Here is a 19,394-nt window from a genome sequence, read left to right on the forward strand (position 1 = left end):
CTGCCATGAGCTATCTCGAACTCGCCGGCCTGCAGAAGCGCTACCGCGATTCCGTCGCCGTCGATGACGTCGCGCTTTCGGTCGAGAAGGGCGAGGCCGTCGCTCTCCTCGGCCCCTCCGGCTGCGGCAAAACCACGACGCTGCGCATGCTTGCCGGCCTGATCGATCCCGACGCGGGCTCGATCCGCCTCGACGGTGCCGAGATCACGCGCCAGCCGGCTCATAAGCGCAACATGGGCTATGTCTTCCAGTCCTATGCGCTGTTTCCGCATCTGAGCGTTGCCCGCAATGTGGGCTTCGGTCTCGAGGAAAGGCGCGTGCCGCGCCCTGAGACGTCGCGGCGCGTCGAAGAGGCGCTCGGCATGGTGCGCCTTGCCGGCCTCGAGGGCAGGCGCCCCCGCGAATTGTCAGGCGGTCAACAGCAGCGCGTGGCGCTGGCGCGGGCGCTCGTCATTCGCCCGTCCGTGCTGCTGCTCGACGAATCCCTGTCCAATCTCGACGCCAAGCTGCGTGACGCGATGCGCCACGAGATTCGCGACATCCAGCGTTCGCTCGGCATCACCACGCTCTTCGTCACGCACGATCAGGTCGAGGCGCTGACGATGTGCGATCGGATCGCGGTGATGAAGCGCGGGCGGATCGAACAGATCGGCACGCCGGAGGATATCTACGAGCGGCCCGCGACCCGCTTCGTCGCCGACTTCGTCGGGCGCGCCAATGTGCTGCCGGCCTTGCGAAATGAGGCGGGCGCCATCAGCGTCTGGGGAGTGACCTTGCCGGCCACCGCTCCGGCCGGCGGCGAGATCGACGTCTTCGTGCGGCCGCAGCGCATCCGGCTCGCCTCAACCGGTGAACCGTCCGGCGAGGGCATGGTTCGGCTGACCGGCCGGGTTCTGCGCAGCGTCTTCGTCGGAGATCATGTCGAGGTCATCGTCGAGGGGGCAGGGGGGCAGCTCAGCGTCGAGATGCAATCCGGCACGAAGCCGCCAGCGGCCGGGACCGAGGTCGCCGTGCTCTGGCAGGCCGGAGACACGCTGCTCTTCCCGCGCGAGGCAACATGACCGCCGGCTCGCGCCTGCCTTGGCTGGTCGTCCCGGCGGCGCTCCTTCTTCTCGCCGTCTATGTCTGGCCGACCATTGGCCTGTTTCGCACCGCCTTCAACGAGGTCGGGCCGACGGGGGCGATGATCGAGGCCTGGTCGCTCAAGACGACCAGCGAAGTCCTCGCTGATTCCTTCACGATCGAGCTGACGCTCAACTCGCTCTGGCTCTCTCTGAGCGCGACACTGATCGCGCTGTGCATGGCCTATCCGGTCTCGCTGTTCCTGTTCCGGACGCAGTCGCGCTTTCGTGGCCTGCTGGCCGTGATCGCGATCATGCCGATGCTGGTCTCCGGCGTGGTGCGTGTTTTCGGCTGGCTCGCCATCCTGGGCGATCGTGGGCTCGTCAATTCCCTTGCTCAGTGGCTTGGGCTGATCTCGACGCCGATGCGCCTCGTCTTCAACTGGACGGGCGTCACCATCGGCCTCGCCGAGAGCATCATGCCCTACATGATCCTCGCGCTGCTCGCCGGTTTCGGCCGGCTTGACCGCACGCTGGAGGAGGCGGCGCGCAGCCTGGGCTGCACGCCGCTGCGCACGTTCCTGCGGGTGACCTTGCCGCTGAGCCTGCCGGCGCTCGCGCTCGCGGCGGGCCTGGGCTTCGTGCTCTCGATGTCGGCCTATATCACGCCAAAACTGCTCGGCGGCGGTCGGGTCTTCGTGCTGGCGACGGAGATCTTCGAGCAAGCGACGACGAACACCAATTGGCCGGTCGCCGCCGTACTGGCGATCTATACGCTCGTGCTGCTGCTGGCGCTGCTGGTGCTCTCCAATGTCGCGGCGCGGAGGCTGCAACGATGAATGGCGCCGGACCCGTCCTCTCGACGCTCGCAGGTATCGTCTACGCCCTGATCCTGGCGCCCATCGTTGTCGTCGTGGCACTCGCCTTCTCGGCGGACAATTTCATCCTGTTCCCTCCGTCCGGCTATTCGCTGCGCTGGTTCCAGCAACTCGCCGGCAACACACCGCTGCTGAATGCCGTCGTCCTCAGCGCTCAGATCGCCTGCGTGGTCACGGCGCTGTCGCTGCTGCTTGGCGTGCCGGCGGCGCTGGCGCTCGACAAGGGGCGGTTTCGCGGCCAGGAGGCGCTGAAGAACTTCTTTCTCGCACCGTTGCTGCTGCCCACCTTGATTGTCGGCCTCGCGCTTCTGCTGTTCTTCACCCCGCTCAGGCTGACTGCGACCTTGCCCGGGCTTGTGCTCGGCCACATGACCGTGACCCTGCCTTTCGTGATCCGGATGATGACGACGGCGTTCTCGACGCTGCCGGATGATATCGAAGCGGCTGCCGCGACGCTGGGCGCGAAGCCCTGGCGGGTGATCTGGCGCGTGACGCTGCCGCTTGCCACGCCCGGCCTGATTGCCTGCGGTGCCCTGTCCTTCCTGCTGTCCTTCGACGAGACCGTGATCTCGCTCTTCCTCTCCGGTCCGCGCGCTTCGACGCTGCCGGTCGAGATGGTGCGCTATGTCGAAGGACGCACCGATCCGCTCGTCGCGGCCCTGTCGGTGATCCTGATCGTCGCGACCCTCATCATCGTCGTTCTGGTCGAACGTCTCGTCGGCGTCGCGCGCGCCGTCGGCCAATAGGAGAGAACCATGCCCGACTACCGCATCGAACCCATGCCGCAGCAGATCTCGCCGGCCCTTGCCGAGAAGCTCAGCCGCGTCGAAACCGCCACCATCGGCCATTCCCAGCACTGGGGATTCATGGACCGCGGCATCCAGCCCTTGCTGCGCAACAAGCGTATCGCCGGCGCAGCCGTGACGCTTGCCATTCCCGGGCAGGATTCGACGCTGCTGCACCACGCGCTCGGGCTTCTGCGCCCCGGCGACATCCTCGTGGTCGATCGACTCGGCGATGACAAGCATGCCTGCTGGGGCGGCGGCGTCACCGTGGCGGCCAAGGCGGCCGGCGCGATGGGCGGCATCGTCGATGGCCCCTGCACGGATCTGACCGAGATCGAAGACAGCGATTTCCCGATGTGGTGCCGCGGCATGTCGCCGATCACGACCCGGCTCTACAATCTCGGCGGCACGCTGAACCTGCCGATCTCCTGCGGCAATGTCGCGGTAAGGGCCGGGGACATCATCCTCGCGGACGAGTCCGGCGTGCTGGTGCTGCCGGCAGGAGAGGCCGAGGCGATTGCCGACGCGGCGCTGGCCCGGCAGGAGCGTGGCGAGCGCACTCAGGCGCGCGTCAAGGCCGGCGAGAAGCTTGGCGACATCTCCGGCGCCACCAAGATGGTGCTCGAGGCGCTGAAGCAGAACGGCTGAGGACAGACACGATGAACGCCCAGCTGCGCGGCCCGCGCGTCGCCAATTTCACCTGCGAGAAGCTGTCGGCCACCGGCTCGCGCGGCATGGTCGTCACCAATCATCCGCTCGCCTCGGCCGCGGGATCGCACATGCTGCTCGCGGGCGGCAATGCCATCGATGCGGCCATCGCCTCGCTGTTCGCGCTCACCGTCGTCGAACCGATGATGGTCGGCGTGCTCGGCGGCGGCGTTGCCCATATCCGGCTGGCTGACGGTCGTCATCTCGTGCTTGACGGTTTGTCGACCGCGCCGGGCAAGGCCAGTGCCGACATGTATGAGGCGCTGTCGCACGAGGTCGGCAAGGCGCGAGATACGCGTGACCGCGAGAACCTCGTCGGCCCCAAGGCCGTCGCGGTTCCCGGTGCGCTCGTCGGCTGGTGCGAGGCATTGGCGCGCTTCGGCACGCTGCCGCTCGCCGATGTGCTCCAACCTGCGATCCGGCTGGCCGAACGCGGGTTCGTGGTCAGCCCCTATCTCTCCGATTGCATCGCGGATTGCGCGCCGGATCTCGCACGCGATCCGGGCCTTGCAAAACTGTTCCTGCCCGGCGGAAAGGCGCTGCCGGCGGGGGAGCGGCTGGTTCAGGGCGATTATGCCGCGAGCCTGCGGCTGATCGCCGAAACCGGCCCCTCGGCGCTCTATGATGGCCCGCTCGGCGCGGCGCTAACCTCCTTCATGGCGGCCAATGGCGGGCTGATCGACCAGGCCGACCTCGCCGCCTTCAAGGTAATCGAGCGCGAGCCGGTTCGGGGTCGCTATCGCGGCTTCGAGATCCTCGGTCCGCCGCCGCCATCCTCGTCCGGCGTCCATATCGTGCAGATGCTGAACATCCTCGAGGGCTACGATATCGGTGCGCTCGGCTTCGGCTCGAGCGATGCCGTGCATCTCGTTGCCGAGGCCCTGAAGATCGCCTTCGCCGACCGGGCGGTGGCGACTGCGGACCCGGCCTTCGTCAAGGTGCCGATCGAGCGTCTGACGGCCAAGTCCTACGCCGATGAGCGCCGCGCCGATATCGACATGGCCCATACCAAGGCCTGGGCGGCCGGTCTCAGCGCCGGGGAATCCGCGAACACCACTCATGTCACCGTAGCGGATGCGGCTGGCAATGTGGTTGCGACCACCCAGACGATCAACGGCCTGTTCGGCGCCTGCACCCAGATCCCCGGCACCGGGATGCTGACCAACAACTATATGTATAATTTCGATCCACATCCCGGCCGCGCGCTCTCGATCGCGCCAGGCAAGCGGGTCTTCACTTCGATGGCGCCGATGATGGTCCTGCGCGATGGCAAGCTTGCCTTCGCGCTCGGCCTGCCCGGCGGCCTGCGCATCTTCCCCTCGGCACTGCAGGCGATCGTCAACCTGATCGACCACGGCATGAGCCTGCAGGAGGCCGTCGAGGCGCCGCGTGTCTGGACGGAGGGTGGAGCCCTCGAACTCGAGAGCGCGATCCCGGATTCGGTCGCCAGCGAACTGACTGCGCGCGGCCATCAGATCGCACGCGTGCAGCGTGTCGCCGGCGGCATGAATGCCATCGGCTTCAATTCCGACGGAACGCTCACCGGCGCCGCCTGCTGGCGCGCCGATGGCACGCCCGTCGCGATCTCCGGCGGGCTGGCGCGCGCCGGCGTCCGCTTCACCATTGCCTGATTTCGTTCAAGCCAATCGGACCATCATCATGTCAGAAACCATCGTCGTCCTCGATCCCATGGCGCCTGAACGCGCCGACAAGCTCAGGGCGCTCCTGCCGCCGGGTTTCGTCCTCACGCATGGCACGGCGCGCGGCGACGACCACATGAAGGAAATCATCGCGGAGGCCGAATACGCGATCGCGGGACAGGTCGGCGTCAATGCCGAGGTGCTGAAGGCGGCGAAGAAGCTCAAGCTGCTCCACAAATGGGGCGTCGGGGTCGATAATCTCGACACCCAGACCGCCAAGCAGCTTGGCATCAAGGTTGCCCGCACCACGGGCAGCAATGCCGTGCCGGTCGCCGAGTTCACGCTCGGGCTGATGCTTTCGGCCCTGCGTCATATTTCCTTCGGCCATGCCGAGTTGAAGAAGGGGGACTGGCGTGGCGGGCGCTTGCCGGGCGACACCTTCACCCTGTCCGGCAAGACGGTTGGCATCGTCGGCTTTGGCGCCATCGGCCAGAATGTCGCGAAGCTGCTGAAGGGCTTTGGCTGTACGATCCTGTATTCGAAGCGCCAGCCGCTCTCCGCCGCAGAGGAAGTCGAGCTTGGCGCGAAGCACGCTTCGCTGGCAGAACTGCTGGCGAAGTCCGACGTCGTCTCGCTGCATTGCCCCCTGACGCCGGAGACGGCGAACATGATCGACAAGTCTGCCTTCGCTGCGATGAAGAAGACGGCGGTGCTTATCAACGTGGCGCGCGGCGGCGTCGTCGCCGAGAACGACCTGATCGAGGCCTTGCGCGCGAAGGAGATTGCCGGCGCCGCGATGGACGTCTTCGAGATCGAGCCGCTGCCGGCTGACAGCCCCCTGCTCGGGCTCGACAATCTGGTGGTGACGCCGCATCTGGCGGCGATCGCATCCGACAATTTCGCCCCGACGGTGAAGCGGATGTTCGACAACATCGCCCGTGTCTCGCGCGGCGAGCCCGTGCCCGAGCGCGACAGCGTCGTCTGAGCCCGCGCGGGGCTGGAACAGGGAAGGCGGACATGACGAAACGCCTCGGCATCGGCTTGATCGCCCATGACCGCAAGAAGCCCGATCTTGCGGCCTGGGTGACGCGAAACATCCAGGTTCTGAGCGCGCATCGGCTTGTGGCCACGGCGACGACGGGTTCTGTGCTGAAGCAGAGCCACCCCGATGTCAGTGTCGAGACAGTGAAGAGTGGCCCGCTCGGCGGCGATCAGCAGATCGGAGCGATGATCGCCGAGGGGAAGATCGACGTGCTGATCTTCTTCCCCGATCCGCTTGCCGCCATGCCCCATGACGTGGACGTCAAGGCGCTGCTTCGCCTCGTTCTGGTCTACGATATCCCGGCCGCGTTCAGCCCAAGCACGGCCGACGCATTGATCATGTCGGACGTGTTCTCTCCCGCACGGCGGCGGTAGTCGGCTTCGGGTTCGCCCATCTCGCGATGGTCAGCGCCTTCGACACGCGCTCCATGTAGAGAAACAGCACCGGCGTGATGAAGAGCGTCAGCACCTGCGAGATCAGCAGTCCGCCGACCACCGCGATGCCGAGAGGTTGACGCAGCTCGGCGCTGGCGCCGGCGCCGAGTGCGATCGGCAAGGTGCCCATCAGCGCCGCCAGCGTCGTCATCAGGATCGGGCGGAAGCGCATCAGACAGGCGCGGTGGATCGCATCCTGAGAGGGCACGCCCTCGCGTTGCAGCACGAGCGCGACATCGATCATCATGATCGCGTTCTTCTTGACGATGCCGATCAGCATCAGCATGCCGATGATCGCGATCACCGACAGGTCGAGGCCGAAGAGACGCAGCGCGGCCAGGGCGCCGATGGCCGCCGATGGCAGGCCGGTCAGGATCGTCAGCGGATGGATGAAGCTCTCATAGAGGATGCCGAGCACGATATAGATCGTCAGGATCGCGCCGGCGATCAGCAGGCCCTGGTTGGCGAGCGAATCCTGGAAGGTCTTGGCGGTGCCGGCAAGCGTCGTCGAGAGCGTCGTCGGTAACCCAAGCTCCGTCTTGATGGTGTTGATCCTGGTCACGCTGTCGCCGAGCGCGACGCCCGCAGGGAGGTTGTAGGAAATGGTCACCGCCGGAAGCTGGCCGAGCTGGTTCACCGTCAGCTGCCCCGCCGTGCGCTCGACGCGGGTGAAGGAGCCGAGCGGGACAAGCAGGCCATTGCTGGCGCGCACGCGGATCGCGTCGAGCTTGTCGGCCGTCCAGCCAAGAGCGGGGTCGAACTCGACAACCACCTCATAGCTGTCTCCGGTGGTGAAGATGGTCGAGACCTGACGAACGCCAAAGCCGGAATACAGCGTCGAGCGCAGGGTGTCGGCGCCGATCTGCAGTGAGTTTGCCTTGTCGCGGTCGATGACCAGGGTCGCTTGCAGGGCGTTGTTCTGGAGATCGGTGGTGACGTCGGTGAAGGTCGCGCGATCCTGGCTCATCGCATCGGCGAGCTTCAGCGCCCAATCGTTCATCTGCGTCTGGTCGAGGCCTTGCACCACGAGCTGATATTGGCTCTTGGAGGCGCGCGCGCCGATATTGAGGTTCTGAACCGGTGTCATGAAGGCGTTGATGCCGGCGACCTGTGCGAGCGGCCTGCGCAGGTCGGAGAGCACGGTCTGCAGCGCAGGACGTTCGGTTCTCGGCTTCAACTCGACGAAGAGGCGCCCGGCATTGAGCGCGCCGCTGCCGCCACCGCCGCCTCCGCCTCCGACTGAGGACGCGACATGGCTGACATAGGGCGAGTTGCGGAAGACGTCGGCAACCTCCTTCTGCAGCCTTTGCATCGCGGGGAATGAGATATCCTGCCTCGCTTCCGTCGCGACCTGGAGCTGACCTATATCCTCTTGCGGGAAGAAACCTTTGGGCGCGGTCTGGAAGAGCCAGACCGTGCCGATCACTGTTGCGAAGAAGGCAGCAAGCATCAGCGGCTGCACACGCAGACAGAGAGTCAGCGCGCGGTCATAGCCGCGGAGCACGCTCTCAAAGCCGCGTTCGAGCACATGGCCAAGGCCGTGCTCGGGAGCGTGCTGGTCGGCGTTGGTCAACAGCCGCGAGCAGAGCATCGGCGTCAGTGTCAGGGACACGAAGGCCGAGGCGAGGATCGCGACGGTGACGACCACCGCGAACTCGTTGAAGATCCGGCCAATGACACCACCCATCAACAGCACGGGGATGAAGACCGCGACAAGCGAGAGCGAGATCGAGATGATGGTGAAGCCGATTTCGCGCGAGCCCTTGAGAGCTGCGTCAAAGGCTGAGAGCCCATCCTCTTCCATGTGCCGCACGATGTTCTCGAGCATGACGATGGCGTCGTCGACGACGAGGCCGACCGAGAGCGTCAGGCCAAGCAGCGAGATGTTGTCGATGGAGAAGCCGAGCACATACATCGCCGCGAGCGTTGATATGATCGAGATCGGCACGGCAACTGCCGGGATCAGGGTCGCGGTGAGCCTTCTCAGGAAGACGAAGATCACCATGATGACCAGAACGATGGTCAGCCCCAGCGTGAACTGAACATCCTCGACCGCGGCGCGGATCGAGGTCGAGCGGTCATTGAGCTGCGCCAGTTGCGCTGCCGCCGGCAACTGCTCGCGGAACGCCGGCAGCATGGCCTTGACCCTGTCGACGACGTCGACGGTGTTGGCATCGGGCTGGCGCTGCACTGCGAGCACGACGGCCGGCATGCCGTCATAGGTGCTGGCTGTCTGCGTATTCTCGACCGAGTCGATCACCTTCGCGACATCGCCGAGGCGCACGGGCTTGCCGTTGCGCGTGGCGATGATGACATCGGCGAACTGGGCTGCATTTGCGAGCTGTGTGCTGGCCTGGATCGTCAGCTGCTGCCGGTCGTTCTGCACCGTGCCGACCGGAGAATTGTCGTTGGCGGAGGTGATCGCATTCTGCAAGGTGTCGACGCCGATGCCGCGAGCCGCCAGCGCGGTCGGGTCGATGCGGATGCGCACCGCATATTTCTGGCTGCCGAAGATCAGGACCTGCGCAACGCCGTCGACAGTCGACAGGGCAGGCGAGATCACCTGCTGTGCGAAAGCATCGAGTTGCGAGAGCGGGATGATATCGCTCTTCAGCGCGAGCAGGATGATCGGCGCGTCGGCCGGGTTCACCTTGCGATAGCTCGGCGGCGCGGTCATCTCGATCGGCAGCTGCTTCTGGGCGCGCGCAATCGCGGCCTGCACATCGGCGGCGGCGGCATCGATGTTGCGATTGAGTACGAACTGGATGGCAATCGAGGTTGCGCCCTGGGAATTTGTCGTCGCAATGCTGTCGATGCCGGCGATCGTGGCGAACTGTTTGATCAAGGGCGTCGCGACCGAGGTCGCCATGGTGTCGGGAGAGGCGCCGGGCAGTTGCGCCGAGACGTTCACCACCGGGAATTCGGCGCGGGGCAGGGCCGCGACCGGCAGGAAGCGATAGGCGAAGAGCCCTGCGAGGACCAGCGAGACCGACATCAGGATGGTCGCCACGGGGTGGCGGATGCAGAAGCCAGAGATGCTCATGACCGACCTCCGTCGGCGATGGTCTCCTTGCCTGCCGCGGGCTTGGTATCCGCTCCGGGGGGAGCGCGCTCGCGGACGCGGGTTCCGGGCTTGAGCCGCATCTGGCCGTCGACGACCACGCGCTCGCCTGCCGCAACACCGTCCGTGATCACCGTCCTGTCGCCATCGACGAGGGCGATGCTGACCTGCCTCAGGTCGGTCGTGTCGTCCGGCTTGATGACATAGACATAGGAGCCCTTCTGCCCCACCTGCACGGCGACCGTCGGAATGATCGTGGCATTGTCGAGCCTGTCGGCCTCGACTGCGACATCGACATACTGGCCTGGCCAGAGCGAGAGGTCGGCATTGGCGAAAGCAGCCTTGGCCGCGATGGTGCCGGAAGCGATGTCCACACTGGAATCGACGAAGGTGAGGGTTCCTTCTGCCGGCGGGCGCGGCGAGTCGGCGGGTTTCGCGGTGACCTTGAGAACCTTGCCGGCCGTGAGCGCCGCTTGCAGCATGGGTACCTCGCGTTCGGGCAAGGTGAAGGCGACGCGGATCGGCTTGACCTGCGTGATCGTGACGAGGCCCGGGCCCGCGCTGTTGGCGCTGACGAGATTGCCCGGCGTGACCAGCACGGCGCCCGCTCGTCCATCGATCGGTGAGGTGATCTTGCTATAGCTCAGCTTGAGCATGTCTGACTCAAGCGCTGCCTTGTCCGCCAGGATCGTCGCGGCTGCCGTCTTCTCATCGGCAATACCCTGGTCCACGGATTGCTGCGTGCCGGCGTTCTTCGCCAGCAATTGCTGGAAGCGGGCAAGGTCGGCCTGGGCACGGTCATGGGTCGCCTGGTCGCGGGCGAGAGCAGCCTGATCCCTGGCAATCTGAGTGCGCAGATCGCGGTCGTCGAGTGTGAAGAGCAGGTCGCCGGCCCTAACGAATTGCCCGTCCTTGACGTGCTGCTCCATGATCTGGCTGTCGAGCCGCGATTTGACGGTGACGATCGCAGGGGATTCGACGAAGCCGATAGCCCGCTTATGTACGGGGACGTCGTCCGTTGTCGCCTTGGCGGTCACGACCGAAACGGGTGCTTCGCTGCGCGTCGTGGTGGCGCGGGAGCCGCCGTCCTTGCCCTGGTTTGCGCTTGGGAGCTTCAGCCACAGGCCGGCGCCGACGGCGCCCACGGCGAGAATGGCGATCACCCAGAGTGATTTTGAGCCTTTCATCGAGCCTACTCCGCGCAACTCAAAGGGCGCTGCCAGCAGGCACGCGACGCGCGGCTGGCTTCGTCTCGGCGCGCTCCGGGGCTCCGTGCCTCAGCCTGTCCCGGACAGATGCGAGTGTCGCGAGGGTCGTCGAGAGAGAAGGTTCGTCGATACTGTCGAGTACCTCGCCGGCGATCTCTGCGCGCAGCGCATCGAGATCGTCAACGAGCTTTCGACCCGCAGAGGTCAGGTGCAGGAGCCGTGCGCGTCGGTCCTGGGGATCAAGGCGGCGCTCGACGAGTTCCTGGCCTTCCAGCCGGTCAAGCAGGCGCGTCAACGAGATCGGTTGCAGCTCGAGCATCTCGGCGAGCGTGGCCTGATTGAGACCTTCCGCGCGGCGCAGACGAGCCAGCACGCTCCATTGCGCGCGGGTCGTGCCATTTTCCCGTGCGCGCTGGTCGACATAGCTGCGCAGTTGTCGGGAGGTCTCGAGAAGCTGGAAAACGAGTTCGCGCTTGAGTGGGCGCCGCATGCTCAGGCCTCCATATCATAAGCTAGCTCATGGTATGGAGGCGATTGCGGCATTTCGGCGTTGCGGTGGTGGAGATTTGAAGTCGAAGCCGATGTCAGGATGCAGGGTGAGGAGGCTGCGGCACCCGGGCCGGCTTCGACTGCCCGACATGACACGCCAGTTCCGAGAAGGAGAGCGGGGAGTCCCCGGTATTCCTCAAGGCGGCGCTCAGAAAGCGCACGGGGAATGTGACGGCGTCGGCATTGCTCTCCCGGAGTTGGCCCATGCGTCTGTGGTCGGAGCGGAGGCTCGTTTCCGCACGGTCCAGCGCCCACTCGACCTCGGCTTCCTCGACAAGTCCCTTGCGAACCAGCAGGCGCGTGAGTTCGGCTACGGCGACAAGCAGGCCTTCTAGCTGCAGGTTGGCTGTATTCATCGCGAACTCCCATCTGGACCGTGGGCTGCGAGGCCGGCGGCGGCCGCCACCTCAAGTCTGGTCAAAACCCGCCTATGCCTGGTGGCAAGGCTCGGACAGCGCAGACGATCCTACGCTCAACTCTGGCCGGGGCGAAGCAGCAAGCAGGATGCAGCGCGAGCCTTCGTAACGAAGGGCGCCTTTCACACCAAAGAGCAGACAAGAATTCAGCTCGAGGCTTCGATGCCTGCGATGGTGATCAGCCCAGCCAAGGCTAGCCCTGACCAGACAAACTCAGCGAAAAATCCGTGGGTGGGAATACTCCCGGTGAGGACCGAAACGATGCCTCCGCAAAGGACGACTGCCGAGGCGAACACCACGCCATTCATGACCGCAACCTCCCGCATTTCGCCGCAAACGCCGCAGCGACGCAAAGGTTCCGCCTGCTGTCGGAATTTTTCTCGCGGCGGCCGGAGAAGAACCCGGGCGGAGCGTCAGAGGAAGGAAGGGCAAGTTCACGTTCGTTCGGCATGACGGATTCTTGTGCGGTGATCGTGCGGCAGATTTGGGTTTTTGGKCTGCATTCCCCAACGGCAAACGGCAATGGAGAATTGGTTGCTCGTATCTAGAGGCTGTTCGTAAAGAATCTTCCAAATCGATCGTTCGTTTAAACAGACAATTCTATTGACCGGGGCCGGTCCAAGCTCGATGCTTTCTGCACGATATCAGGCGGTCTTCGTAAGCGGCGAAGGCTCGCTCGGCCAGTCGTGAGAGCGTTATCGCGGACGTTCCCTGCCCGAACGTTCGCAATTCTGCGGCGAACCTGCCTCAGTGCTTTGGTGTCATACTTCTCAATACTGCCTCACGGACATCCGGATCATGCCGACGACTGCCAATGACCGCGCCGCTGACCATGCGATCGATCCACTCTTTCTCGAACGCTGGTCGCCTCGTGCATTCAGTGACGATGAGATCAGCGAAGCCGAGTTGCTCTCTCTGTTCGAAGCCGCGCGCTGGGCGCCATCCTCGTACAATTCCCAGCCCTGGCGTTTCATCTATGCCCGGCGTGCCTCCGCCCATTGGCATCGGCTGCTAGGCCTGCTGAATGCGTTCAATGCGTCATGGGCCAAGGACTCGGCGGCACTCGTCGTGATCGTCTCGAAGTCGACGCTTGCCGTTCCGGGCAAGGTCGAGGAAATCGCCTCCCACACTCATTCCTTCGATGCCGGTGCGGCCTGGGCCCATCTCGCATTGCAGGCGACCCGCTCGGGTTGGCAGGCGCATGGCATGGCGGGGCTCGATCTTGAGCGGGCTGCGGTGGAGTTGAATGTTCCCGGCGGCTATCGGGTCGAGGCGGCCGTCGCCATCGGCAAGGTGGGCGACAAGGCGCAATTGCCCGAGGCACTGCAGGCCCGCGAGGTTCCGAGCCAGCGCAATCCGCTTTCGGCCAGTGTCTTCGAAGGCGCCTTCCCGGCTGGCTGAGGGGACGAGATGAGCGGTCTTCATTCGCCTGGCCGCCTTCGCGTCGGGGTCCATGCCAACAACCTGCATCTGCGCCTTGCGCGGCTGCTCGCGGAGAGGGAGGGCGATCAGCGCTGGGCGTTCGTCGACTATGCCGATGGCCGCGCGACCGGAGAACTGCTCGCCGGCGGCGAGATCGAACTCGGCGGCACCGGCTCGACGCCCCCGCTGACCGCGCAGGATCTGGGGCTCGAGGTGGTCTATCTCGCGGCCTCTCAACCGCGCCCGGCCAATGGTGCCATCCTGAGGCGGAAGGACGAGGCTGAGGTCGCATTGGCAGGCCTCAAAGGCTGCCGGATCGCCCTCGTCGAGGGCTCGTTCCATACCTATCTGCTGGCGCATCTCGCCGAACGGGCTGGCCTGGGCCTTGCGGATTTCAACCGCATCGATCTTTCGCCAGTGGCTTCGGCAAGGGCTCTGCGGCAGGGCGAGGTCGCGGCCTGGATCGCGATGGATCCTCACCTGCCTGTGGAGCTGGATCGAGGCGGGCTTGTCGCCATGGCGGATACGCGAGGCGTCATCCCAAATCGCTCTCTGTTCTGGACGCATCGTCCGGTCCTCGATCGGCGGCCGAACCAGATCGCCGCCTTCCACAAGCACATCGCGCGCATCGCGAGCTTCGTTGAGGACCATGCAGAAGCGGCTGCTCGCCAGCTCTCGGCATCGGGGGATGTCGATGAAGCGCAATGGCTCGCCGTTCTGCGCTCGCGCGATTGGCGCATCTCTGCGATCGACGCCGCCGTTCTGGCCGAACAGGAGCAGGAGGCCGCCTGCCTCGTCCGCCATGGCATTCTTCGGCGAGCGCTCGGCCTCTCCCGGTTCGAAGACGCCGCCGCTTCGGCTTAAGCATCACTGCAAATCATGAGACAAAGCCTATGAATGTGCTCTGGTATCTGACCGCCCCTGACGGCCGCTATCCCTGGAAGAAGGACGGCGCCCGCAAGATGGATCATGCCTATCTGCAGCAATTGGCGCGGGCCTATGATCATCTCGGCTTCACTGGCGCGCTGCTGGCGACCGGTGCGCATGACGTCTGGGTTCTCGGCGCATCGTTGCTGCCCTTCACCGAGCGAATGCGCTTCCTGACGGCGATCCACCCCGGGCTGATCCCGCCGGTGCTGCTGGCCAAGATGGCCGCGACCTTCCAGGAATTCTCCAAGGGGCGGTTGCTGCTCAACATCGTCTCGGGCGACGCCAAGATGCTCGGCGCCTATGGCATGCTGCTGCCCCATGACGAGCGCTACGTGATGGCCGACGAATATCTCACTGTGTTCCGGCGCATCCTCGCCGGCGAAACGGTGACCTTCAAGGGACGCCATGTCGAGACGATCGAGGCCAAGCTCGCTCTCTCGGGTGCTGATCCGATCGTGCAGCCCGATCTCTGGTTCGGGGGCTCTTCCGAGGCTGCGATCGAGGTCGCTGCCAAGCATGTCGATACCTATCTGTCCTGGGGCGAAACCCCGGACGAGATGGCTGCAAAGGTCGGGCATGTGCGGGCGCGCGCCGCGGCCCATGGCCGCGAGTTGAACTATGGCATCCGGCTCTATGTGGTCGTCCGCGAGACCGACGAGGAGGCCTGGGCGGCGGCTCAGGATCTCCATGATCAGATGGACGACGCCGCCATCGCGGCCAATGCCCGTTTCGTGGCCGGCACGGATTCAGTCGGGCAACAGAAGATGACGGCACTGCATGGCGGGTTGAAGCCCAAATTCGCGCGTGACCTCGAGATTGCGCCAGGACTTTGGGCTGGGTTGGGGCTCGTGCGTCCCGGGCCCGGCACTGCAATCGTCGGCTCGCCCGAGACCGTGATCCGGACGTTGCGCGCCTATCAGGCGGCGGGCATCGAGACCTTCATTCTGTCCGGCATGCCGCTGCTCGAGGAAGCCTACCGCTTCGCCGAACTGGTCTTGCCGCATCTCGACGTGGCAAGAACTCCCCGGGCGGGCTCGGCCTTCACCTGGTCCAACCTGTTCGACCGCGACCTCTCAGCGAAAGCCGCAGGCTAAGTCATGATCCTCGACGAACGCACCTATGCCATCAAGCCCGCCCATGTGCGCGATTATCTCGACCTCTATGTCCGCGAAGGCATGGAACTGCAGGTCTCGCATCTCGGCCATCTGATCGGCTGGTTCACCACCGATACCGGCGTGGTCAACGAGGTCGTGCATATGTGGCGCTTCGAGGATGCCGGCGACCGCGAACGTCGGCGTGCCGCAATGGAAGCCGACCCTGCCTGGCAGGCCTTTCGCGCCAAGGCTGCGCCCTATGTTCTCGAGATGCGAAGCCGTATCCTGCGGCCGACCGCCTTTTCGCCCCTGCGCTAAGCTCCTGGCGAACGCGTGATGACAACCTTGGCTGATGTGAGGGCGGAAACGCCCGGGCTTTTGCGTCGCCCTGCCGCGCGCGCGCTGTCGCGCCTCGTCTCGGTCCTCGAGATTGCGGGCGCGGCGTTGCTCGCGATCCTGTTCAGCGTGGTCATTGCGGATGTCATTCGTCGGTATGTCTTCGGCGGCGGCTTCGTCTGGTCGGACGAGTTGGCGATCTGGCTTCATGCCGCGCTGATCGCCATCGGAGCGCCGCTTGCCGCGACCAGCGCGCTTGCCATGCGGCTCGATGTCATCGTCAGGCTGTTGCCGGCCTCGGGACAGCGAGGGGCGGCGATCCTGGCCGATGGTTTTGCCGTGCATGGCTCACTCGTGCTCGCGCTTGGCGGCGCCGGGGTCGCGGCGCAGGTCGGCGGCGTCTCGACCGTGCTGGGCTTGCCGGAGTCGCTGCGCTTCGGCGTCTTCGCGATCGGGGGCGGACTGACGCTGCTGGTCGTTCTGGCTCGCGCTGCTTTGGACCGCTCCTGGCTCTCGGCAGCGCTTTCGCTTGCGGTCGGGACCGGCTCCTACCTGCTGGCGCAGCAGGTCACCGGGCTCTTCGTCGAGCCACCGAGCCTCATCGCCGCCGGATTTGCCGGGCTTGGCCTGATCCTGGGCGCGCCTCTGCCATTCGCGCTGCTGGCCGGCGTCTCGCTGACAGGGGCCTTTGGCGGGCTGCTTCCCGAGCCAGCGATCGTGCAGAACACGGTCTCCGGGATCAGCAAGTTCCTGCTGCTCGCGGTGCCCTTTTTCCTGTTAGCGGGCGAGTTGCTGACCGAAGGCGGCCTTGCGGAACGGCTCGTGCGCTTTGCCGGCGCGCTCGTCGGGCACCTGCGGGCGGGCCTCGCCCAGACGGCGCTCGTCGCGAGCGTCCTGTTCTCAGGGGCGTCGGGTTCTTCGGTGGCGAATGCCGCCTTCGGGGCCAAGGTGATGGCGCCGACGCTGATCGCCCGTGGTTATCCGCCGGCGCAGGCTGGCGCGATCGTCGCCGGCGTCTCGATGCTGGACAATATCATCCCGCCCTCGATCGCGTTCCTGCTGCTGGCGACTGCGACAAACCTTTCGGTCGGCTCGCTTCTGGTTGGCGGTTTTATCGCTGGTGGGGTGTTGGCGCTGGCTCTCGCCATCGGCATTCATCTCAGCGTGCGCAATGTCGTCGACGCTGCGCCGAAGGCGACCGGTGTCGAGCGCGTGCGAAGCTTTGTCGGGGCGCTGCCCGCGATCGGACTCGGGATCGTCGTGGTGGTCGGCATCCGCTTCGGCGTGGTGACCGTGACGGAAGCGTCTGCGCTCGCGGTGGCCTATTCGTTGGTGACCTGCCTCGCGCTACGGAGCTTGAATGGTCGCACCGTCTTCGCCGCCTTGCGGAAATCGGCGACGGAGGCAGCGGCCGTCGGCCTGCTCATCGGAGCCTCCGCGCCGTTTGCCTTCATGCTCGCGGTCGACCGGGTCTCGGACCAGATGGCAGCCCTGGTGACCGCTCTCGGCGCCGGTCCCTATGCGGTGATCCTGCTCGCCAATCTCGTGCTGCTGGCGGCGGGGCTCTTCCTCGATATCGGCGCTGCGATCCTGCTGCTCGGTCCGCTGCTGTTGCCGGTCGCCGTCGCGGCCGGACTGGACCCGATCCAGTTCGGCGTCATCCTCGTCGTCAACCTGATGATCCACGGGCTGACGCCGCCGCTCGGCATCCTCGTCTATGTCGTCAGCGGCATCTTGCGCATTCCCGCGGGCTCGGTCTTCCGCGCTGTGCTGCCCTTGCTCGGCTCGCTGCTGGTGGCGCTCGCCGTTCTCTCGCTCGGTGCAGCCGTCTGGCCGTCGCTCCCGCTTTCCATCAAGGAGTTCTTCTGATGTCGTTGACCCGCCGCCAAGTCGCCGCAGGCCTGCTTGCCGCGCCCGCGCTCCTCTCGGCTCGTGCGGTCCATGCCGCTGGCCGGCCGGTGACCGTCGCCTCGCTCTTCGGCGAGGACAAGCCAGAGACGAAGATCTGGCGCAGGATCGCGGAGACGCTGAACAGGACCGCGCCCGGCCGCTTCGATCTGCGCATCGTCGGCAACGCGGCACTCGGCGGCGAGAAGGAGGTCGCGGAAGGGATCAGGCTCGGTTCGGTCCAGGCCTCGCTTTCGACGATCTCGGCGCTCTCCTCCTGGGTGCCGGACGGCCAGATCCTCGATCTGCCCTTCCTGTTCCGCGATCGTGGCCATCTCAAGCGCGTGCTTGATGGTGCGCTTGGCGCCGAACTCAAGGCGAAATACGAGGCGCAGGGTTTTGTCGTGCTCGGCTTCATCAATTACGGCGCGCGCCACCTGTTGGCGAAGGAGCCGTTGACGACGCCTGAATCGGTCAAGGGCAAGCGCATCCGCGTAATCCAGAGCCCGCTTCATACCGAGCTCTGGTCGGGACTCGGCGCCTATCCGACGCCGATTCCGATCCCCGAAACCTATAACGCGCTGAAAACCGGCGTCGTCGATGCCATGGACCTCACCAAATCGGCCTATGTCGGCTTCAAGCTGCACGAGGTCGTGCCCTATCTGATCGAGACCGGGCATATCTGGGCGAGCGGCGTCGTCTATGTCTCGGCGTCCTTCTGGAAGGGGCTTACGGCGGAGGATCGCAAGGCGCTGTCCGAGGCGGCAGCCGAAGGCACGTCCTATTTCGATGACCTCATCCTTGCCGACGAGGAGGCATCGATGGCCAAGGCGCAATCCGAGGGGGGCAAGCTCGTCCAACCGGAGGATCGTCCAGGCTGGGAGGCCGGTGCCCGCAAGGTCTGGATCTCATTCGCCCCGAAGCTCGGCGGCATCGAGAAGATCGAAGCGATCRCCAAGGTGGAGTGATCGCGCCCGCCTCGCTTTCTCAGGGATACTGGCGGGCCGTGCTGCTGAGGCTGCGTGAGGGATAGCGCAGCGAAACATCGAACGGATTGAGGCTCGCGCCGAGCGTCGCGGCCTCCCGCTGGAGAATCCGCGCGACATTCGGGCCCCGCTCGTCGCTGAGGCGCTCCGCCAGAGTGCCGATGCTGAGCGCCGCGACGGCGCGGCCTTCTGCATCGAAGACCGGCACGCCGAGGCCGGCCATGCCCGGGATCAGCCCGGTATTGAGGCTGACCCAGCCCAGCTCGCGTGCCTCGGCCAGCGCGATGCGCAGGCCGGCCTCGTCCAGAAAGCCGCGATCGAGCAGACGCGGGATATTGAAGCGGATCACGGCCTCGCGTTCGTCCTCGGGAAGATGCGCGAGAATGGCGAGGCTGCCCTGTCCAATGCCGAGCGGCACCTTGCCGCCGATATCGCCCGTGAAGGACCGGATCGGGAAGGGGCCTTCGACCCGATCGAGGCAGACAGCATCGTAGCCGTTGCGGACCAGCAGGAAGATGGTGTCGTGCAGCGTCGCCGAGAGGCGCAGCAGTACCGGCCGTGCAAGATCGCGCAATCCGCTGGCCTGGCCGGCGCGGGCCGCCAGCACGAAGAAGTCCAGGGCCAGCCGGTAACGCTTCCCACCGGTGACCTGCTCGGCGAAACCTTCCGCGATCAGGTCCTGCAAGGCGCGATGCGCCGTCGGCTGGCTGCAGCCTGCCGCCTCGGAGAGGTCCTTCAGGCGTATACCGGCCGGATCCGCTGCCGCGAGGATGCGCAGGAGACCGAGCGCGCGACGCAGGCTCGATGTCGCTTCGGCTGAATCGTTCATTCGGTTGTCCGAATTTGCATTTCGATGTCCTTTAGAAAATTCCATATGTCGAAATTAAGTCAAATGAAATTCTCTTCTATGAAATTATAAATTGACGAATTCGTGCCCCTGCCGCCTCCTTGCGCCGT

Annotated in this window: 19 protein-coding genes; 13 read left to right on the forward strand and 6 right to left on the reverse strand. The window is 65.4% G+C overall.

Translation table 11 applies throughout. The features are described from left to right. The first annotated feature begins 5 nt into the window (after positions 1–5). The 7 genes from AC1DW9_RS11570 to AC1DW9_RS11600 are packed head-to-tail and all read left to right on the forward strand — an operon-like array spanning position 6 to position 6,488. Positions 6–1,061 carry an ABC transporter ATP-binding protein gene (locus tag AC1DW9_RS11570; RefSeq protein ID WP_441505858.1) on the forward strand — a complete coding sequence of 352 codons (1,056 nt, stop codon included), beginning with the start codon at positions 6–8 and terminating at the stop codon, positions 1,059–1,061. Next, positions 1,058–1,900: an ABC transporter permease gene (locus tag AC1DW9_RS11575; protein ID WP_476776333.1), complete on the forward strand. Its 843-nt coding sequence runs from the start codon at positions 1,058–1,060 to the stop codon at positions 1,898–1,900. The genes AC1DW9_RS11570 and AC1DW9_RS11575 overlap by 4 nt, the downstream gene beginning before the upstream one ends. Then, the gene (locus tag AC1DW9_RS11580; RefSeq protein ID WP_441505857.1) at positions 1,897–2,685 is read left to right on the forward strand and encodes an ABC transporter permease; all 789 of its coding nucleotides are present in this window, start codon (positions 1,897–1,899) and stop codon (positions 2,683–2,685) included. Before AC1DW9_RS11575 ends, AC1DW9_RS11580 begins: the two co-directional genes overlap by 4 nt. A 9-nt stretch (positions 2,686–2,694) precedes the next feature. After that, positions 2,695–3,372 carry an RraA family protein gene (locus AC1DW9_RS11585; RefSeq protein WP_441505856.1) on the forward strand — a complete coding sequence of 226 codons (678 nt, stop codon included), beginning with the start codon at positions 2,695–2,697 and terminating at the stop codon, positions 3,370–3,372. Between the two features lie 11 nt (positions 3,373–3,383). Next, positions 3,384–5,063, forward strand: a complete 1,680-nt coding sequence (gene ggt, locus AC1DW9_RS11590; RefSeq protein ID WP_441505855.1) for a gamma-glutamyltransferase — start codon at positions 3,384–3,386, stop codon at positions 5,061–5,063. Between the two features lie 28 nt (positions 5,064–5,091). Further along, positions 5,092–6,057: a 2-hydroxyacid dehydrogenase gene (locus tag AC1DW9_RS11595; RefSeq protein WP_441505854.1), complete on the forward strand. Its 966-nt coding sequence runs from the start codon at positions 5,092–5,094 to the stop codon at positions 6,055–6,057. Between the two features lie 32 nt (positions 6,058–6,089). Beyond that, positions 6,090–6,488: a methylglyoxal synthase gene (locus AC1DW9_RS11600; RefSeq protein WP_441505853.1), complete on the forward strand. Its 399-nt coding sequence runs from the start codon at positions 6,090–6,092 to the stop codon at positions 6,486–6,488. Here AC1DW9_RS11600 and AC1DW9_RS11605 read toward each other — a convergent pair. The 5 genes from AC1DW9_RS11605 to AC1DW9_RS11625 form a co-directional block, all read right to left on the reverse strand. Continuing rightward, positions 6,451–9,591, reverse strand: a complete 3,141-nt coding sequence (locus tag AC1DW9_RS11605) for an efflux RND transporter permease subunit (protein ID WP_476776334.1) — start codon at positions 9,589–9,591, stop codon at positions 6,451–6,453. The two genes, AC1DW9_RS11600 and AC1DW9_RS11605, sit on opposite strands and share 38 nt — an antisense overlap. Beyond that, positions 9,588–10,796, reverse strand: coding sequence for an efflux RND transporter periplasmic adaptor subunit (locus tag AC1DW9_RS11610; RefSeq protein WP_476776335.1), 1,209 nt, complete (start codon positions 10,794–10,796; stop codon positions 9,588–9,590). Before AC1DW9_RS11610 ends, AC1DW9_RS11605 begins: the two co-directional genes overlap by 4 nt. A 19-nt stretch (positions 10,797–10,815) precedes the next feature. Next, positions 10,816–11,307 carry a MarR family winged helix-turn-helix transcriptional regulator gene (locus tag AC1DW9_RS11615; RefSeq protein WP_441505850.1) on the reverse strand — a complete coding sequence of 164 codons (492 nt, stop codon included), beginning with the start codon at positions 11,305–11,307 and terminating at the stop codon, positions 10,816–10,818. Positions 11,308–11,401: 94 nt separating this feature from the next. Further along, the gene (locus AC1DW9_RS11620) at positions 11,402–11,722 is read right to left on the reverse strand and encodes a hypothetical protein (protein WP_441505849.1); all 321 of its coding nucleotides are present in this window, start codon (positions 11,720–11,722) and stop codon (positions 11,402–11,404) included. Positions 11,723–11,928: 206 nt separating this feature from the next. Next, the gene (locus AC1DW9_RS11625; protein WP_441479381.1) at positions 11,929–12,090 is read right to left on the reverse strand and encodes a hypothetical protein; all 162 of its coding nucleotides are present in this window, start codon (positions 12,088–12,090) and stop codon (positions 11,929–11,931) included. A 490-nt stretch (positions 12,091–12,580) separates the two neighbouring features. Here AC1DW9_RS11625 and AC1DW9_RS11630 point away from each other — a divergent pair, with 490 nt between their 5' ends. From AC1DW9_RS11630 to AC1DW9_RS11655, 6 genes are read left to right on the forward strand one after another with little or no spacing between them, the layout of a single operon-like run. Continuing rightward, positions 12,581–13,183 (forward strand): nitroreductase family protein, encoded by a 603-nt coding sequence (locus AC1DW9_RS11630; protein ID WP_441489856.1) that lies wholly within the window; start codon positions 12,581–12,583, stop codon positions 13,181–13,183. A gap of 9 nt (positions 13,184–13,192) precedes the next feature. Then, positions 13,193–14,068 carry an ABC transporter substrate-binding protein gene (locus tag AC1DW9_RS11635; RefSeq protein ID WP_441489857.1) on the forward strand — a complete coding sequence of 292 codons (876 nt, stop codon included), beginning with the start codon at positions 13,193–13,195 and terminating at the stop codon, positions 14,066–14,068. Positions 14,069–14,097: 29 nt separating this feature from the next. Continuing rightward, positions 14,098–15,228 (forward strand): LLM class flavin-dependent oxidoreductase, encoded by a 1,131-nt coding sequence (locus AC1DW9_RS11640; protein WP_441489858.1) that lies wholly within the window; start codon positions 14,098–14,100, stop codon positions 15,226–15,228. Between the two features lie 3 nt (positions 15,229–15,231). Continuing rightward, positions 15,232–15,546 carry an NIPSNAP family protein gene (locus AC1DW9_RS11645; RefSeq protein ID WP_043235378.1) on the forward strand — a complete coding sequence of 105 codons (315 nt, stop codon included), beginning with the start codon at positions 15,232–15,234 and terminating at the stop codon, positions 15,544–15,546. A gap of 18 nt (positions 15,547–15,564) precedes the next feature. After that, on the forward strand, positions 15,565–17,433 hold the full coding sequence (locus tag AC1DW9_RS11650; protein WP_476776336.1) for a TRAP transporter large permease: 1,869 nt from the start codon (positions 15,565–15,567) through the stop codon (positions 17,431–17,433). Further along, entirely contained in the window at positions 17,433–18,419 is a 987-nt protein-coding gene (locus AC1DW9_RS11655; protein WP_476855093.1) for a TRAP transporter substrate-binding protein, read from the forward strand. Before AC1DW9_RS11650 ends, AC1DW9_RS11655 begins: the two co-directional genes overlap by 1 nt. Before the next feature lie 19 nt (positions 18,420–18,438). Here AC1DW9_RS11655 and AC1DW9_RS11660 read toward each other — a convergent pair whose 3' ends face one another. Continuing rightward, positions 18,439–19,266, reverse strand: coding sequence for an IclR family transcriptional regulator (locus AC1DW9_RS11660; RefSeq protein ID WP_441489861.1), 828 nt, complete (start codon positions 19,264–19,266; stop codon positions 18,439–18,441). Positions 19,267–19,394: the final 128 nt, after the last annotated feature.

The organism is Allobosea sp. P4_E12, from assembly GCF_056401655.1.

Coding starts and splice junctions, on each gene's coding strand:
- AC1DW9_RS11645 (WP_043235378.1), top strand. CDS start 15,232: ATGATCCTCGACGAACGCACCTATGCCATCAAGCCCGCCCATGTGCGC.
- AC1DW9_RS11625 (WP_441479381.1), bottom strand. CDS start 12,090: ATGAATGGCGTGGTGTTCGCCTCGGCAGTCGTCCTTTGCGGAGGCATC.
- AC1DW9_RS11640 (WP_441489858.1), top strand. CDS start 14,098: ATGAATGTGCTCTGGTATCTGACCGCCCCTGACGGCCGCTATCCCTGG.
- AC1DW9_RS11605 (WP_476776334.1), bottom strand. CDS start 9,591: ATGAGCATCTCTGGCTTCTGCATCCGCCACCCCGTGGCGACCATCCTG.
- AC1DW9_RS11630 (WP_441489856.1), top strand. CDS start 12,581: ATGCCGACGACTGCCAATGACCGCGCCGCTGACCATGCGATCGATCCA.
- AC1DW9_RS11635 (WP_441489857.1), top strand. CDS start 13,193: ATGAGCGGTCTTCATTCGCCTGGCCGCCTTCGCGTCGGGGTCCATGCC.
- AC1DW9_RS11585 (WP_441505856.1), top strand. CDS start 2,695: ATGCCCGACTACCGCATCGAACCCATGCCGCAGCAGATCTCGCCGGCC.
- AC1DW9_RS11570 (WP_441505858.1), top strand. CDS start 6: ATGAGCTATCTCGAACTCGCCGGCCTGCAGAAGCGCTACCGCGATTCC.
- AC1DW9_RS11650 (WP_476776336.1), top strand. CDS start 15,565: ATGACAACCTTGGCTGATGTGAGGGCGGAAACGCCCGGGCTTTTGCGT.
- AC1DW9_RS11595 (WP_441505854.1), top strand. CDS start 5,092: ATGTCAGAAACCATCGTCGTCCTCGATCCCATGGCGCCTGAACGCGCC.
- AC1DW9_RS11660 (WP_441489861.1), bottom strand. CDS start 19,266: ATGAACGATTCAGCCGAAGCGACATCGAGCCTGCGTCGCGCGCTCGGT.
- AC1DW9_RS11600 (WP_441505853.1), top strand. CDS start 6,090: ATGACGAAACGCCTCGGCATCGGCTTGATCGCCCATGACCGCAAGAAG.
- AC1DW9_RS11575 (WP_476776333.1), top strand. CDS start 1,058: ATGACCGCCGGCTCGCGCCTGCCTTGGCTGGTCGTCCCGGCGGCGCTC.
- AC1DW9_RS11620 (WP_441505849.1), bottom strand. CDS start 11,722: ATGAATACAGCCAACCTGCAGCTAGAAGGCCTGCTTGTCGCCGTAGCC.
- ggt (WP_441505855.1), top strand. CDS start 3,384: ATGAACGCCCAGCTGCGCGGCCCGCGCGTCGCCAATTTCACCTGCGAG.
- AC1DW9_RS11615 (WP_441505850.1), bottom strand. CDS start 11,307: ATGCGGCGCCCACTCAAGCGCGAACTCGTTTTCCAGCTTCTCGAGACC.
- AC1DW9_RS11580 (WP_441505857.1), top strand. CDS start 1,897: ATGAATGGCGCCGGACCCGTCCTCTCGACGCTCGCAGGTATCGTCTAC.
- AC1DW9_RS11610 (WP_476776335.1), bottom strand. CDS start 10,796: ATGAAAGGCTCAAAATCACTCTGGGTGATCGCCATTCTCGCCGTGGGC.